General features: G+C 64.9%; 10 protein-coding genes. 4 read left to right on the forward strand and 6 right to left on the reverse strand.

Going from position 1 to position 15549, the window contains the following annotated elements; genetic code table 11:
• The gene (locus tag FA87_RS08900) at positions 1–1023 is read right to left on the reverse strand and encodes an MBL fold metallo-hydrolase (protein ID WP_043693965.1); all 1023 of its coding nucleotides are present in this window, start codon (positions 1021–1023) and stop codon (positions 1–3) included.
• Positions 1024–1246: 223 nt separating this feature from the next.
• Here FA87_RS08900 and FA87_RS08905 point away from each other — a divergent pair, with 223 nt between their 5' ends.
• On the forward strand, positions 1247–2596 hold the full coding sequence (locus FA87_RS08905; protein ID WP_043693968.1) for a PepSY domain-containing protein: 1350 nt from the start codon (positions 1247–1249) through the stop codon (positions 2594–2596).
• A 31-nt stretch (positions 2597–2627) separates the two neighbouring features.
• Here the strand turns inward: FA87_RS08905 and FA87_RS08910 are convergent, their stop codons facing one another.
• Complete coding sequence (locus FA87_RS08910; RefSeq protein WP_052191237.1) at positions 2628–4043, reverse strand: NAD-dependent succinate-semialdehyde dehydrogenase; 1416 nt, start codon at positions 4041–4043, stop codon at positions 2628–2630.
• Positions 4044–4260: 217 nt separating this feature from the next.
• On the opposite strand from FA87_RS08910, the gene FA87_RS08915 reads away from it, so the two are divergent.
• Complete coding sequence (locus FA87_RS08915) at positions 4261–5895, forward strand: NAD(P)/FAD-dependent oxidoreductase (RefSeq protein ID WP_043693970.1); 1635 nt, start codon at positions 4261–4263, stop codon at positions 5893–5895.
• An 8-nt stretch (positions 5896–5903) separates the two neighbouring features.
• Here the strand turns inward: FA87_RS08915 and FA87_RS08920 are convergent, their stop codons facing one another.
• Positions 5904–6875, reverse strand: coding sequence for an NADP-dependent oxidoreductase (locus tag FA87_RS08920; protein ID WP_043693973.1), 972 nt, complete (start codon positions 6873–6875; stop codon positions 5904–5906).
• 124 nt (positions 6876–6999) lie between these two features.
• Here FA87_RS08920 and FA87_RS08925 point away from each other — a divergent pair, with 124 nt between their 5' ends.
• Together FA87_RS08925 and FA87_RS08930 are read left to right on the forward strand one after the other, a co-directional pair.
• Positions 7000–7554: a TetR/AcrR family transcriptional regulator gene (locus FA87_RS08925; RefSeq protein ID WP_197062391.1), complete on the forward strand. Its 555-nt coding sequence runs from the start codon at positions 7000–7002 to the stop codon at positions 7552–7554.
• A gap of 245 nt (positions 7555–7799) precedes the next feature.
• Positions 7800–9368 (forward strand): histidine kinase famiy protein, encoded by a 1569-nt coding sequence (locus tag FA87_RS08930; protein WP_197062464.1) that lies wholly within the window; start codon positions 7800–7802, stop codon positions 9366–9368.
• A gap of 1 nt (position 9369) precedes the next feature.
• On the opposite strand, the gene FA87_RS08935 is transcribed toward FA87_RS08930, so the two are convergent.
• From FA87_RS08935 to FA87_RS08945, 3 genes are read right to left on the reverse strand one after another with little or no spacing between them, the layout of a single operon-like run.
• The gene (locus FA87_RS08935; protein ID WP_052191238.1) at positions 9370–10815 is read right to left on the reverse strand and encodes an efflux transporter outer membrane subunit; all 1446 of its coding nucleotides are present in this window, start codon (positions 10813–10815) and stop codon (positions 9370–9372) included.
• A complete protein-coding gene (locus FA87_RS08940) occupies positions 10812–13901 on the reverse strand; it encodes a CusA/CzcA family heavy metal efflux RND transporter (RefSeq protein ID WP_043693982.1) in 3090 nt (1029 codons plus the stop codon). The genes FA87_RS08935 and FA87_RS08940 overlap by 4 nt, the downstream gene beginning before the upstream one ends.
• Positions 13898–15013: an efflux RND transporter periplasmic adaptor subunit gene (locus FA87_RS08945; RefSeq protein WP_043697738.1), complete on the reverse strand. Its 1116-nt coding sequence runs from the start codon at positions 15011–15013 to the stop codon at positions 13898–13900. The genes FA87_RS08940 and FA87_RS08945 overlap by 4 nt, the downstream gene beginning before the upstream one ends.
• Between the last annotated feature and the right edge of the window lie 536 nt (positions 15014–15549).

Here is a 15549-nt window from a genome sequence, read left to right on the forward strand (position 1 = left end):
TCAGCGCCACCAGGCGACCATCTCGTCTGGTGCCTTCATGTCCACGCGCTCGCCCATCATCGGCGTGGTGATCTGCACGTCCGCGGCGCTGGCTAGCGCGACGATGCGTTCGAACGGTTCTTCCCACGGATGTAGTGCGAGATCGAAGGTGCCGTTGTGGATCGGCAGCAACCATCGGCCGCGCAGATCGAGGTGCGCCTGTAAGGTTTGTTCAGGCTGCATATGGACGAACGCCCAGCGTTCGTCGTACGCACCGGTTTCCATCAGCGTGAGGTCGAAAGGCCCATACGCGTCACCGATGGCCTTGAAGCCGTCGAAGTAACCGCTGTCGCCGCTGAAGAACACGCGCATCTCGTCATCCTGGATGACCCACGATGCCCACAGCGTATGGTCGCTGTCGCGCAGTCCACGACCCGAGAAGTGCTGGGCTGGCGTGGCGGTCAGGCGCAGGCCCTGGACGTCGGTGGACTGCCACCAGTCGAGTTGTTCAACCTTGGCCGGGTCGATGCCCCAGGCCACCAGCTGGTCGCCCACACCCAGCGGAGCGATGAAGCGGGCCGTCTTCGCCGCCAGTTGCAGCACGGCGGCGCGATCCAGATGATCGTAATGGTTGTGCGACAGGATCACGCCAGCGATGGGCGGCAGCTCGTCGATAGTGATCGGCGGGGCGTGGAAGCGCGCGGGGCCGGCCCAGCTGACGGGCGAGGCACGCTCGGAGAACACCGGGTCGGTCAGCCAGAACTGGCCGCGAAGCTTCATCAACATGGTGGAGTGACCCAGTCGATAAAGGCTGCGGTCGGGCGCGGCCTCGAGTTCGCCTTGCGTCACCGGGCGCACAGGAATCGGGCGGTCCGGCACCGTGCCTGCGGGCTTGCCCCGGACGAACAGCCAGGTAAGTTTCAGTCCTTCCCAGAACCCCATCGCTGGACGAGGCCGGGGATTGGTGAAACGCCCCTCGCGATACTGCGGCGAGCGGTCGTGGTTCGGAAGCGGGCGCTGGCGGCAGAGGGCTAAGGTGGTCACTCGAGGTTCCGGGGCGGGGAGGGATGTGGGGGTAGGTAATAAACTATACCAGCGGGTTCAATTAATCGCACGGCCCGGCATCGTGGGCTGTCGCCGTGGACGACGCACGGCTTGCCAGGACACGGCGTGCGCGGCATGTTGCCGCGTACGTGAGCAGCCGAAGGGTAGGATAATCGCGATCTCTGGACGTGGGTCCAGACTTATTTCCAGCCAAGGACCATCGATGGGTTCGCGTTACCGCATGATCTGGCGATGGCACTTCTACGCCGGACTGTTCTGCCTGCCTTTCATCGTGTGGCTGGCGACCACCGGCATGATCTATCTGTTCAAGCCGCAGGTTCAGCCGTGGCTCGAGCGCGACTACGCGCACGTGGCACATGGCGCGCCGCAGGCGCCGTTCGTCCAGATCGCCGCGGCTCTCGCGGCGGTGCCGGGCGGGGTGCTCAACGCCTATGAACTGCCTGCCACACCCGACCAGGCCACCCGTGTGCTGATCGGCAAGGGGCCCCGGGTCATTCGGGTGTTCGTCGATCCTTCGACGGCGACCGTGCTGCATGTCGTCGATGAAAACGACCGTTTCATGCAGATCGTTTTCTATCTCCATGGCGAACTGATGGCGGGGACGCCCGGCTCGATGCTGGTCGAGCTGGCGGCGAGCTGGACCATCGTGATGCTGCTCACCGGGCTTTACCTGTGGTGGCCTCGGGGAGGCCGTTTGCGTGGCGTGCTGATTCCCCGCCTCGCCAGCGGCTCGCGGATCTTCTGGCGCGACATCCATGCGGTGACGGGCGTCTGGATATCGCTGATGGCCCTCACGTTGTTGCTCTCGGGCCTGCCTTGGGCAAAGTCATGGGGCGGCATGCTCAAGGAAGGTCGTCAGCTGTATGCACAGTCCACGATCACGCAGGACTGGACCATCGGCAGCGCCGCCGAGCGCAAGACCAATCGCGCGGCGAATACGCCTGTCATGGACGAGCACGCGCACATGGCAGGCATGAGTGCCGCGGCCGGCACCGTCATGGTCGATCCGGACGCCTATAGCCCGGTCGACGTCCTTGCGCCGAAGGTCGCCGCGCTTGGATGGCCCGCGCCCGTGCTGATCAGTCCGCCGTCGGCGTTGAACCCGCATTGGTCGGCGCGCAGCGATACGCAGAACCGCCCTCGACGTATAGAGGCGCGGCTGGATCCGCTGACCGGCGCCGTTGTTTCCCAGGTGCGTTTTGCCGATCGGCCGTTCCTCGATCGTCTGATTGGCTACGGCGTGGCGATGCACGAGGGTCAGCTGTTCGCGCCACTGAACCAGATACTTGGCGTGATCACGGCCCTCGGCTTGCTCACGATGTCGGTGAGCTCGGTCGTGCTCTGGTGGCGACGCCGTCCGGTGGGGGTCCTTGGTGCGCTTCCCGCGCGTCGGGATACACGGGCGGGAGGCGTCCTGGTGGCGCTGATCGTCTTGCTGGCGGTCTTTCTGCCGCTCTTTGGGGTCACGCTGCTGCTCGTACTGCTGCTTGAACGGTTCGTCGTGCGTCGATGGGAACGCGGACGCCATTTCCTTGGCCTGTCCGGGACGTAGTCCGTCCCGGTGAGCGGACTCAGGCCGGTACTCAGCTAACCGTTTTCGCCCAGACCGCCTGCGCGTTGGTGAATTCGCGCAGGCCGAAGTGCGAAAGCTCGCGGCCGTAGCCGCTTTTTTTCACGCCGCCGACCGGAATGCGCGCGTCCGATGCGCTGAAGCCGTTGATGAAGACGCCGCCGGTCTCGAGGCGACGTGCCATGCGCTGTGCGCGGGCAATGTCCTGTGTCCAAAGGTTGCCGCACAACCCGTAATCGCTGGTGTTAGCCAGTTCGATGGCGTGCTCCACATCGTTCGCGATGGTAATCGCGGCGACCGGACCGAAGGTCTCTTCGTCGAATGCGGCCATGCCAGGAGCGACATCGCTGAGTACGGTCGGTTCATAGAAGTTTCCGGCTCCCGGCACTTTCTTGCCACCCAGAAGCAGCGTCGCGCCGGCGGCGATCGTCCGTTCGACCTGGTCATGCAGTTCGTCGCGCAGATCCTTTCGCGCCATGGGCCCAATCTGGGTCGATGTGTCCATGGGGTCGCCGACTTTCAGGGCCTTCGCCGCCTCGACGAACTTGCGCGTGAACTCCTCCGCGATGGGACGCTCGAGGATGAAGCGCTTGGCCGCCAAGCAGACCTGTCCGGCATTCTGAAAGCGCCCGCGGATCGCCGCCTCGACGGCACGATCGATGTTCGCATCGGCCAGGACGATGAACGCGTCGCTTCCACCGAGTTCGAGCAGGCTCTTCTTCAAAGCCTTGGCTGCGGTCGACGCGACAGCCGCTCCTGCGCGCATGCTGCCGGTCAAGGTGACAGCGGCGATGCGGGAGTCTTCGATGACGTGCGCGACCGTCTCGTTATCGGCGTTGAGGTTTGCGAACAACCTCTTGGGAAAGCCGGCCGCCTCGTAGATTTCCTGCAAGGCCTGAGCGGCACCCATCACGTTGGGCGCATGCTTGAGAACGAAGCCGTTGCCTGAGAGCATGACCGGCCCTGAAGCGCGAAGAACCTGCCAGATCGGAAAATTCCACGGCATCACGGCGAGAATGGTGCCGACGGGAAGGTAAGACACGTAGACCTCGTCGTCGCCGTCCACGGTAACGGGTTCGTCGGCGAGAATGGCCGGTCCGTTCTCGGCGATCCAGTCGATCGTCACCGCGCACTTGGCGACTTCGGCACGCGCTTCGCCGATCGTCTTGCCCATCTCGGCGGTGATGAGCGAAGCGAGCGCTTCCGAACGTTCCCGCAAGGTGGATGCCAGCCGACGGTAGGCTGCCACTCGCTCGGTCATCGGCGTGGCGCGCCACAGGCGGAACGCGGCCGCGTTGTTATCGAGCAGCCGCTCGACTTCGTCCGGGGTCTGGTAGGGGTAAGTCGCGATGAGCTCGTCGCTGGCGGGATTGCGGGACACGCCGCCGTTGGCGTAGATCGCGGCGGGGCTGTTTGCTTCGTTGGTCATATCAAGCTCCAGAGGGTTCGTCCCGGGTTATGGCGGGCGGCATTCATCCCGGTTCGCTGCTTTTATCCTGCGCCGTTCTGGTTCACGTCGCGTCGCTACCGGTTGTCGGGGATCGTCGGCCAGTGTAGTTCGGGTCCTGGCAGCGGGACAGTCGCGCGCAGCATTCCCCTGCCCAACATGCGAAAATGCCCGGTCACGCCGCCAGACCGCCCCGTCCATGATCCGACTCACCGACATCAAGCTCCCGCTCGATCACGCCGAAGGCGCGATCGAGGCGGCCATCCGCGCCAGGCTGGGGCTCGGCAAGGGCGGCGTGCTCGGTTTCACGGTGTTCCGCCGCGGTCACGATGCCCGCAAGCGCGGCCACATCCAGCTGATCTACACGCTGGACGTGGAGGTGGCGGACGAAAAGGGCCTGCTCGAGCGCCATGCCGACGACAAGCACGTGCAGCCGACGCCGGACACCAGCTACCGGTTCGTCGCCCACGCGCCGGCCGATCTGAAGCAGCGTCCGATTGTCATCGGTCTTGGGCCCTGCGGCCTGTTCGCCGGCCTGCTGCTCGCGCAGATGGGGTACCGACCGATCATTCTCGATCGCGGCAAAGCCGTGCGCGAACGCACGGTCGACACGTGGGCACTCTGGCGCAAGCGCAAGCTGGAGCCGGAGTCCAATGTGCAGTTCGGCGAGGGCGGGGCAGGGACGTTCTCCGACGGCAAGCTGTACAGCCAGATCTCCGATCCGCTGCACCACGGTCGCAAGGTGCTCACCGAGTTCGTCAAGGCCGGCGCGCCGGAAGAGATCATGTACGTCAGCAAGCCTCACATCGGCACCTTCCGTCTGGTGACGATGGTGGAGTCGATGCGCGAGACGATCGAATCGCTGGGCGGCGAGATCCGCTTCAACCAGCGTGTCGAGGATCTGCTCATCGACACCGCCGCCGATGGCTCCCGCCAGCTGCGCGGCGTTACGCTGGCCAGCGGTGAGCACCTGTTGAGCGATCATGTCGTGCTGGCCGTGGGACACAGCGCGCGCGACACGTTCTTCATGTTGCACGACCGTGGTGTGTACATGGAAGCCAAGCCGTTCTCCATCGGCTTTCGCGTCGAGCATCCGCAGTCGATCATCGATCAGGCCCGGTTCGGGCCGCAGGCGGGGCATGCACTCCTCGGTGCCGCCGATTACAAGCTCGTGCATCACTGCAAGAACGGCCGCTCGGTGTACAGCTTCTGCATGTGCCCTGGCGGCACCGTGGTCGCCGCGGCCTCCGAGCCGGAGCGCGTGGTGACCAACGGCATGAGCCAGTACTCACGCAACGAGCGCAACGCGAATGCCGCGATCGTGGTCGGCATCGACCCGGAAGACTTCGCCGCGTTCGATGACAGCGGGAGCCCGCTGGCCGGCATCGCCCTGCAGCGTGCGCTCGAATCGCGCGCGTATGAGCTGGGCGGTCGCGATTACAGTGCGCCCGCTCAGCTGGTGGGCGACTTCATCAAGGGCCGGGCGTCCGAGGAGTTTGGCAGCGTGCAGCCGTCGTACAAGCCGGGTGTGCGTCTGACCGACCTTGCACCGTCGCTTCCGGGGTACGCGATCGAGGCCATTCGTGAAGCACTGCCGGCGTTCGATCGGAAGATCAAGGGCTTCGGCATGAACGACGCGCTGCTGACCGGCGTCGAGACACGTACGTCGTCGCCGGTACGTATCCGCCGGAATGAGACGTACCAGAGCCTCAACACCCAAGGGTTGTTCCCCGCGGGTGAAGGCGCGGGGTACGCCGGCGGCATCCTCTCCGCAGCGGTCGATGGGATCCGCGTGGCGGAAGCGGTGGCGCTGAGTATCAACGGCGGGAAGTGACGTCTTCTTCAGAGTGCGATCGCGTCGCTGACCGTCAGCACGAGTTTGCCTCGAGCCTGACCCGCCAGGCTTATCTCGAGTGCGTCGCGCCAGTTTTCCAGGGCGAAGGTACGGGCGACAGGGATATTGAAACGCCCTTCGGCGGCCAGTTCGCCGTAGCGCTCCAAAACGTCCCAGCGAAGCCGGAAGCCGCCCTCTGCCTGCACACGTTCCGCTCCGGTGCGTGCCCCCGTTTTCACCGCGCCCTCGAAATCGGCGGCGGTGATGACACGGCTCGGATCGCCGTCCACGATGTCGATGAGGTCGGGAAGAGCGCCGACCGATCCTGGTTTCAAGTTGATGGGGGCCGTGTCGAGAATCACGTCTGGGCGCTGTCCAAGCGCACGAACGCGAGCGACCATTCCGTCTCCATGCGCGACCACGGTGGCTCCCATTGCACGCAATCGATCGGCGAAGGTGTCACCGGCCGTGGCGATGACACGGATGCCTTCGAACAGCGCCATCTGCACTGCGGCGAAACCCACCATCGACCCGGCGCCGTTGACGAGGAGCGTCTGGCCTTTCTCGGCGCCCGACCAGGTCAGATATCGCGCTGCTGTCTCAACCACCATGGGTAGCGCGGCGGCATCGACATGCGGGAGGCGGTTAGGGAGTCGGTTCCAGTAATAGAGGATGGCGACGCGGGCGGCGCCTGCCGTGGGGTAGTTCCTGAAATCTGCCGGTCCGTACACCGCATCACCGATGGCTACGTTAGTGACGCCCTCACCGACGGCCAGAACCGTGCCCGAAACATCCAGCCCGACGCCGCAGGGCAATTTGCGGGCGGACAGGCCGCGGCAAAGAGCCCAGTCTGCGGGATTCAGCCCGCAGGCGTGGACCTGCACCGCAATGTGGCCGGGTTGCGGCACGGGGAGAGGCGTCTCGTCGAGTCTCAGGACCTTGGTCGGTTCGCCATGAGCGTGGAAGGACAGCGCGTGCATTGTTTTCGTGGTCACAGAGGTTCTCCATGCGGCGGAATGCGCTAAAGTCAGTGGCTGACACTTATAGCCGCTATGTCAGTCACTGACAATAGAGAGCCCGAACGTGCCGAGAAGTCGAAACAATGTGCGCCGCCGCATGCAGGAGGCGGCCCTCGAACTCTTTCTCGAGAAGGGTTACGACGGCACGACCGCGGCCGAAATCGCGGCGCGAGCCGGAGTGACGGAGCGGACCTTCTTCCGACATTTCCCGGATAAGCGGGAGGTGCTGTTCGACGAGGCCGAACTGCACGCCAGGCTGGGGGATGCGATCGAAAGGGCGCCGGCCGAGCTCGGTCCGCTTCGGGTTGTGCTCTGGGCATTCGAGGCGACGGTCACGCTGTTCGAGGAGAACCGTCCGCTCGCCGGACCGGCGCAGTCGGTCATCGCGCAGACGCCGGCGCTTCAGGAGCGACAGTTGACCAAGTCGGCGGCGGTTACCCGGACTGTAGCGGGAGCGTTGCTTGGCCGCGGAGTCGACCCGACAGTTGCCGCCTTGACTGCGTCGACGGGTATGGCCATCGCTGGCCATGCGCTCGGCGCCTGGTTCGAGGACGAGTCGGTACCGCTGGCCGATCAGTTCCGGCGGGCGTTCTTCACGGTAGAGAACATGCCTGCTTGCAGCCGACGTCCGACCCGTTAAAGCCGATGTGGCCGACGTCTCGGACGTCGATGCGCTCCGGTGCGCTCGTAGCGCTTCTGCCCGCGTGGAAGCAACCGGCCGGCGAAGTTCGAAGCCGTTGCCAGTTATTTGCGCATGCGCTACCCGAAAGAGCGAGCCTTCATCGATCCTTTTCAGGGTCGTCGGGACAATCGATGCTCGTCTCAGGAGACCGCTGCATGAGTGACCCGACAGAGCGGGTGCCTACCCGTATCGATTACGAGGGAATGGACCATCCGGGAAGTGACATCTTCTTTGCGGCTGTCTCGACGACACGTATGCCGATGATCGTCACCGACCCGCGAAAGCCGGACAACCCCATCATCTTCGCGAACCCCGCGTTTCTTAGGATGACCGGATACTCGACCGATGAGCTCATCGGTCGGAACTGCCGGCTTCTGCAGGGCCCCGGAACCGACCGGGTGACCATCGCGGCCATCCGCGATGCGGTCGCCGCCAAGCAGGAAATCGCTACCGAAATTCTTAACTACCGCCGCGATGGGTCGACGTTCTGGAACGCGCTTTTCGTTTCACCTGTCTACGATGGCAAAGGCGAGGTGGTGTATTTCTTTGCGTCTCAGCTCGATGTCAGCCGGCGACGTGATGCGGAAGACGCGCTGCGTCAGGCGCAGAAGATGGAGGCACTCGGGCAGCTGACGGGTGGCATCGCGCACGACTTCAACAATCTTCTTCAGCTGATGATCGGCTACGTCGAATCCGTCGAAGTGGGACTGACCCGGCCGCAGATCGAGCGCGACAAGCTGCTGCGCTTCATCGCTGGCGCCAAGTCCGGTATTCAGCGGGCCTCGACGCTCACTTCCCAGCTTCTTGCCTTTTCGCGAAAGCAGACGTTGCAGGGTCGGGTCGTCAATCCCAACCAGGTTGTCGCCGACATGCAAGACATGCTCGAGCGCTCCATCGGCGCCGACATCGATCTGGAGCTCGACCTCGCTCCGGATACGCAAAACGCGCGCCTCGATCCAACGCAGCTGGAAGTCGCATTGCTGAACGTGTCGATCAACGCGCGTGATGCGATGGAGGGGCGGGCCGGCAAGCGTCTGACGATTCGCACGAGAAACGCGACGCCGCTGGAAATCAACAATCAGGGGGAACTTGCCACGCGTGGCGACGCGTTCGTGGCGATCGACGTCATCGACAACGGGTCGGGCATGGCGCCGGACGTCGCTGCCCGCGTCATGGATCCCTTCTTTACGACCAAGCCCGAGGGCAAGGGAACGGGCCTTGGCCTTTCGATGGTCTACGGCTTCGCGAAGCAGTCGGGCGGCGCCGTGGCCGTTTCTTCGGAGGAGGGCAGGGGAACGACCCTGACCATGTATTTCCCCGTGGCCACGGAAACCGACGGTCGCGGTCCGCAGCCGGTCCGACGCATCGACCGGGCTGCCGACCGGGAGGGGCACGAGCGTGTCGTGGTCGTCGACGACAGGGAGGATCTTGCCGAGCTTGCCCGGACAATCCTCGAGTCTCATGGGTATCGGGTCGAAGCCTTTACGGATCCGCAGAAGGCGCTCCAGCGTATTGGGGACGATCTCCCGTTCGATATCCTTTTCACCGACATCGTCATGCCGGGGGACCTCGACGGCGTGTCGCTCGCCCGCAGGGCGAGGGCCATCCGTCCGGGAGTGAAGGTGCTCCTGACAACAGGCTATGCGTCGCAGTCACTTCAGCGGACCGATGCCGGAGGCATCGCGTTCGATGTGCTGAGCAAACCGTATTCCCGCATCGACCTTTTACGGAAGATACGCTTCGTGCTCGATGGCCCGACCGGCGTGAGCTGAGTCAGGTATGTGGTTGCTCCTTGCCTGCGGTGCGGGCCGGATCTTCGCTGCCGCTGGCGATGGACTGCTTCAGGGCGACGGCATCCTCGAGACGAGCCGCGCGCGCGGTGATCAGTGACAGCTCCGCATCGCGCCAGGCCTGTTCGGCGGTAAGGAGCGCGATGAGGCTCATGTCACCGGCGGCGTACTGTGTCTGGGCGATGCGGTAGCTGGCCAGCGCGGTTTCCCTGGCCGCCTGCGCCAGATCGAAGGCGCGCCTGTCCGCTTCGACGGCATGCAGCGCGTCACCGACGTCGGCGAAAGCATTGATGGCCGTGCTGCGGTACAACGCGGCCGCCCGGCGGTTGTTGGCCTCGGCGGAGCGCTGCTGATGCCGGAGCGTGCCACCGTCGAGGATCGGCGCCGCCAGATCGCCGGCCAGATTCCAGAAGGCCGTGCCCGGCCCGAACAGATCGCCGAACCGCGCCGCAGACGAGCCACCGCTGGCGCTAAGGGTCAGCGCGGGCAGGCGGGCGGCGACCGCGACACCCACCTGGGCCGAGGCCACATGCCATTGCGCCTCGGCTGCCTGGATATCGGGTCGTTGCTCCAGCCATGCCGACGGCACGCTGGTGGGCAGATCCGTCGGCAAGGTGAAATCGCCCAGTGCGAGGGAGGGCACCCCGGCATCGACCGTGTGGCGACCTTCCAGTGCCGCGTTGCGGTCACGCTGCTTCAGCCACTGTTTCTCGATCGCGGGGCGCTGGGCCTGTGTGGCGGTCAATGTCGCAGACTGGAGCAGTACGTCGCTCTGCGCCGCATCGCCCAGGGCATACCGCTTGCGGGCGATCTCCAGGGACTGTTGCTGGACCCTGACCGACTGATCGATGGCGTCCAGTTGCGCCTGCAGGCTGGCCTCCTCGATAAGACCGACGCACAGGTTGGCGATCAGGGTGAGGCGTGCCGCCTGCCACTGGTAGCGCTGCTCGTCCGCCTGCGCGACCAACGATTCGACGGCGCGCCGGTTCGCGCCGAAGAGATCGGGGGAGTAGCTGATCGACAGCTGCGCCGTGTGCAGGCTGTACACATAGCTCCCGTCGGCGGGCACGCTGGACAGCGCGCCCGATGTCTTCTGCCGGGTGGGGTTCACGCCAGCCGTGACGGCAGGAAAGAATGCGCCCCGCTGCGCGAGCGCCGTCTCCTGCGCCGCCAGCAGAGCTTCTTGCGCCGCCTGGATATCGGGGCTGTCGCGCAGTGCCCGCGCCACGCGCTCGTCCATCGCTGGCGCGCCGAACGATGACCACCAGTGGTCCCGCTCATCGGGCGAGACCGTGGCCGGGACGGTGGGCGACGGAAAGGCCTTCGCCAGGTCCGGTTTCGCGAAGTCGGGGCCGACCGCACAGCCGGCCATCGACATGAGAAGCACACCCATCAGGAGAGACGCAAACAGGACTTTGCACAGGTTCATACGATGCTCCTCGACCGGGCGGCGCGGCGCTGCGCGCGCTCTTCGATCAGGCAGTAAAGCGAAGGCAGGACGAAAAGAGTCAGCAACGTGGCAATGCCCAGACCACCGACCACGACGGTGGCCAGACCGCGCTGAACATCGGTACCGATTCCGGTGGCCAACGCGGCCGGGAGCATGCCTGCCGTGGCCACGGTAGCGGTCATCAGCACCGGGCGGAATCGCTGCGTTGCACCCGCCAGCACCGCGGCTTCGATGGATGCACCTTTCTCTCGCACCCGGTTGAAGTTGGAGACCATGATCACGCCGTTCTGCACAGCCACACCGAACAGCGCGATGAAGCCCACGGCAGTCGCGATGTTCAGTGTCTCACCGCGCACGGTGATGGCGATCAGTCCACCCACGGCCGCGAGCGGCACGACGCCAAGCACCAGCGCCGCCTGGCGCAGCCTGCCGAATTCGGAAAAGAGGAAGATCGTCATCACGGCGAGCACCATGACAAGCGCCAACGCCAGCCGCGACTGCGCGCGTCGCTGATTTTCGAACTGGCCACCCCATTGCAGCCGGTACCGGCTCTTGTCGAAAGTCACCTTCGCTGCGATCTGGCGATCCGCGTCGGCGAGGTAATCCGACAGCGCGCGGCCACGGTTGTCGATCCGCACGATCAGGTTCCGCTCGCCCATTTCGTGCGCCACCGTCGCCTCACCGGATTGCTCCCGGATCCGCGTGACCGAGGACAGGGGAATCTGCGCGCCCTCCGCGCTGCGCAAGGTCAGGGCACCCAGCTTGTCCGGGCTGCTGGCGATGTCGCGCGAGACCTTGGCCGTCATGTTGTAAACCCGGTCGTCCACGTACACCTGAGACACGGGGGCGCCGCCCAGGGCCGTCTGGATCAGCGCGTCGACGTCGCTTACGTTGATGCCATAGCGCGCGGCGGCTTCGCGATCGATCTCGATCGCCACCTGCGGCACCGGCGGCTCCTGGAACACCGAGGCGTCGGCCGTTCCGTCCAGGCCCTTCAGCACGTCGACCACGGCATCGCCGATGCGGCGAAGCTCCCTGAAATCGTCGCCGTAGATGCGCAGCACCAGGGGGCTGTGCGCACCGCCTATCTTGTCGTTCTCGCCATCGATGATGGGCTGGCTGATGCCCACGCTGATGCCGGGAATGGCCTGCAGCTGGCGATTGAGCCTGGTGATGAACTGCGCCTTCGTCTCGCCATGCGGCCAGCTGTCATAGGGTTTGAGGCCCACACCGGACTCGATGTGCGAGGGTGTCCACGGGTCCGTACCGTCGTCGTTGCGACCCAGCTGGGTCACCACATACGACACCTCGGGAAACTCGCGCACCGCGTCGCGATACTGGCTGGCCATGCTGCTGGCCTTCTCCAGGGAAAGGCCCGAGGGCAGCTGCACCTGTATCCACAGTCCACCTTCGTCCAGCTCAGGCAGAAACTCCTGGCCGACGCTGGCGCCCAGTGATACGACGCAGACCAGGGCCGCCACAACGATGATCACGGCCACCGACGGCCGGCCAATCAGGCGCTTCAGCGCACGTCCATAGGCGTCCTGCAGGCGCTCCAGCGGTCGGTTGTGGAAGATTTTCCTCGGCCTGCGGAACGCCATGTAGGCAAGCGAGGGTACGAGCACCAGCGTCGTCACCAGCGCGCCGAGCAGGGCGAAGCCCACGGTGTACGCCATGGGAGCGAACAGCTTGCCTTCGGCATGCTCGAACGCCAGCAGCGGCGCATAGGCCGTGATGATGATGAGCGTGGCAAAGAAGATCGGACGCGCCACCTTGCCCGTCGCATCCAGCACGGTTTCGGGCGTGAGCGTCGCCTCCGGATCGGCCTCGCGGCGACGCAGGATGGTTTCGGTCACCACGATCGCACCGTCGACGATCACGCCGAAATCGATGGCACCCAGGGAAAACAGATTCGCCGGCGTGTGCGTCAGGTTCATCAGGATGAACACCACGACCAGCGAAAACGGGATCGTGACGGCGGCGATCAGCGCGCTGCGTGGGCTTCCCAGAAACAGGATCAGCACGATACAGACGAGGCCCACACCCTCGATGACCGTATGCTCGACCTTGTGCACCGTCGCCTGCACGAGATCGTCGCGGTCGATATAGGGAACGATACGGACATCCTCCGCCGCAAGCTTCCGGTTCAGCTCATCGACGGTCGTGTGAATGCCCTGGAGCACGCGCGAGGCGTTCTCGTGCAACAGCATGTCCACGATGCCTTCGATCGCATCGGGATTGCCGTCCTTGCCCAGGATGCCTTCGCGTGTCTGGTGACCGTAGGACAGCTGCCCAAGATCGCGCAGCATAACGGGCACGCCGTTGCTGTGACTGACAACGATGGCACCCATGGCGTCCAGGGTCCGGACCAGACCGATACCACGCACGACGTACGACTGCTCGCCACGCGAGATCCGGCCGCCGCCGGCGTTGGCGTTGTTGGCGCTCATGGCGGCGATGACATCGTTCATGCCCACGCCGTAGCGCTGCAACGCATCGGGGTCGACCGTGAGCTGGTACTCCTTCGTAAAGCCGCCGAAGTTGTTGACGGCGGCCACACCGGGCACCTTCTGCAGCGCCGGGATGACGGTCCAGCGTTGCAGTTCGGATAGCTGCATCAGGTTCTTTGATGGGGATTCGAGCGTGTAACGGTAGATCTCGCCCGCCGGGCCGGTCACGGCATCCAGTCCCGCAGACACGCCGGCCGGCAGTGTCACGTTTTCCAGTTGCTCACGAATGCGTGAGCGCACCCAGTAATCCTCGCTGCCCTCGCTGAACGTCATCGTGATCAGGGACAGCCCGAATGAACTGCTCGACCGCATCGAGACGAGCCCGGGCACACCGGCGAGCGCACGCTCGATCGGCGTCGTGATCTGCTGCTCCACCTCTTCGGCGGCCAGCCCGGGGGCCTGGGTAGTTACCTGGGCGGTGACGTCGCTCAGCTCGGGGTAGGCTTCGATGGCCAGCTGGGTCGAGGCGTAGTAGCCGTAGCCCAGGGTCAGCAGCATCACGGCGAACACCACGCCACGGTGGTGGAAGCAAGAGGCGATCAGGCGCGCGATCATTGCAGCAGCACTCCGCCACGCACGACGACACGATCGCCGGCTTGCAGGCCGTGAACGACTTCCACGGTCGCGCCTTCGTCGCGGCCCGTATCGATATCGCGACGCTCAAACTGCCAGGGCGCGCGCTCGACGAACACACTGCGCCGGTCGTTATCCATGACCAGAGCCGTCTGCGGTACGAAGAGGCGAGGGCCACCCGGAACCGCGAATGCCGCCGTCCCGAACATGTTTGGCAGCAGGCGGTGCCCGGCGTTGTCCACCCTGAGGTGAACCTTGATGCGTCGCGTGGTGCTGTCGAGCACCGGATCGATGACATCGACCTTGCCCTGCAAGGTCACGCCTGGCAGTGCGGTGAAAGTGAGCGTTGCATTACTCCCGCCGGACACCGATGCGCTGTCCGCCTCCGGCACGTCGGCGGTAACCCACATCCGATCGAGGTCGGTGACGGCCATCAGCACGGTGCTGGTGTCGTTGATCCGCGAACCCGCCGCGACACCGAGCGAGGTCACGACGCCATCCATGGGTGCACGAATGTCGAGGACGGCTGCGTTTGATGCCGTGCGTGAGGTACCGGTAAGCGCCGCCACCTGAGTATCCGCCCGGGTACGTTCCGCCGACGCCTGCGCATACGCGCTCCTGGCCACCTCGAGATCCTTCGTGGCTGCGCCACCCGCTTCGGTCACCCGCTGAGCGCGGGTCAGCGCCTGCTTCGCAAGCGCTTCGGCGTCGCGCGCCCGAGCCTGGTCGGACCGGGCCTGAGCGACATCGCCGGAGGTCATCGTCAGCAGGACCTGTCCTTCCCGTACTTTTTCACCCAGGACGACGTCGACCTGGGCGATCCGCCCGGCACCCGGTGCGAGCACCGTCACCGAGCGGGCAGGGTCGATCTCCACCGTCGCGGGCCAGGTGACATGCATGGGCGCAGTGTCGACAGCGACCGGCGCGATACGAAGCTCGCTCCGCAGCGGTGAGCGCGGGCCGACCTCAATGCGGTTGCCATGGACACTGAAAGCCGGCGCCGCATCGGACGCGACATCGGGTGTGGCCCGGTCACAACCGGCCAGCAGGAGCGCAGCCGCCAGAGCGGCAGCGATGAGGGCAGGGTGGTTCATGGCACGACCGGGTACGCGCACGCACCGGCATCCGCGCCGGGCCAGGGTGGCCGGCACGCTATTTTTGATGTTGTACATCGCTCTGCTCCGACAGCGGCCGGGAGCGAGCGGGATCAGCCCAGGCGGATCCGGCCCACGCCTTGCGCGCAGGGGGTTGGATGATGGGTGGCCATCAGCGATACGTCGATCGCGATGATCATTCGACTGGGATAACTGTCCATATATTCCGGTTGGATAACTAAGCCCGCTTGGTGGCGGGCGGATGGTAGGCGTGTTCCTCTGTCGTGTCAAACGCACTGATGACGGGCACGATTGATCCGCACTTCAGCAGCAAGTGGCTAAGTGTATGCGTACGGATTTTTCCCGAATCTTTCGGTGTTGAAGAATTTACACTTTCTTTTCGCGATCGCGACCGGGTGGGACGTTTAGCCATGCAGACCAGCAACGATTCAAGAATCGCGAGGGAACGGCAGGGAATTCATGCGGCCTTCGTGTCGAGCCACGGATAGTCAGCTTCCGCCCATCGGGATGCGCGT

Origin of the sequence: Luteibacter sp. 9133, from assembly GCF_000800155.1 — a bacterium.
Lineage (GTDB): Bacteria > Pseudomonadota > Gammaproteobacteria > Xanthomonadales > Rhodanobacteraceae > Luteibacter > Luteibacter mycovicinus.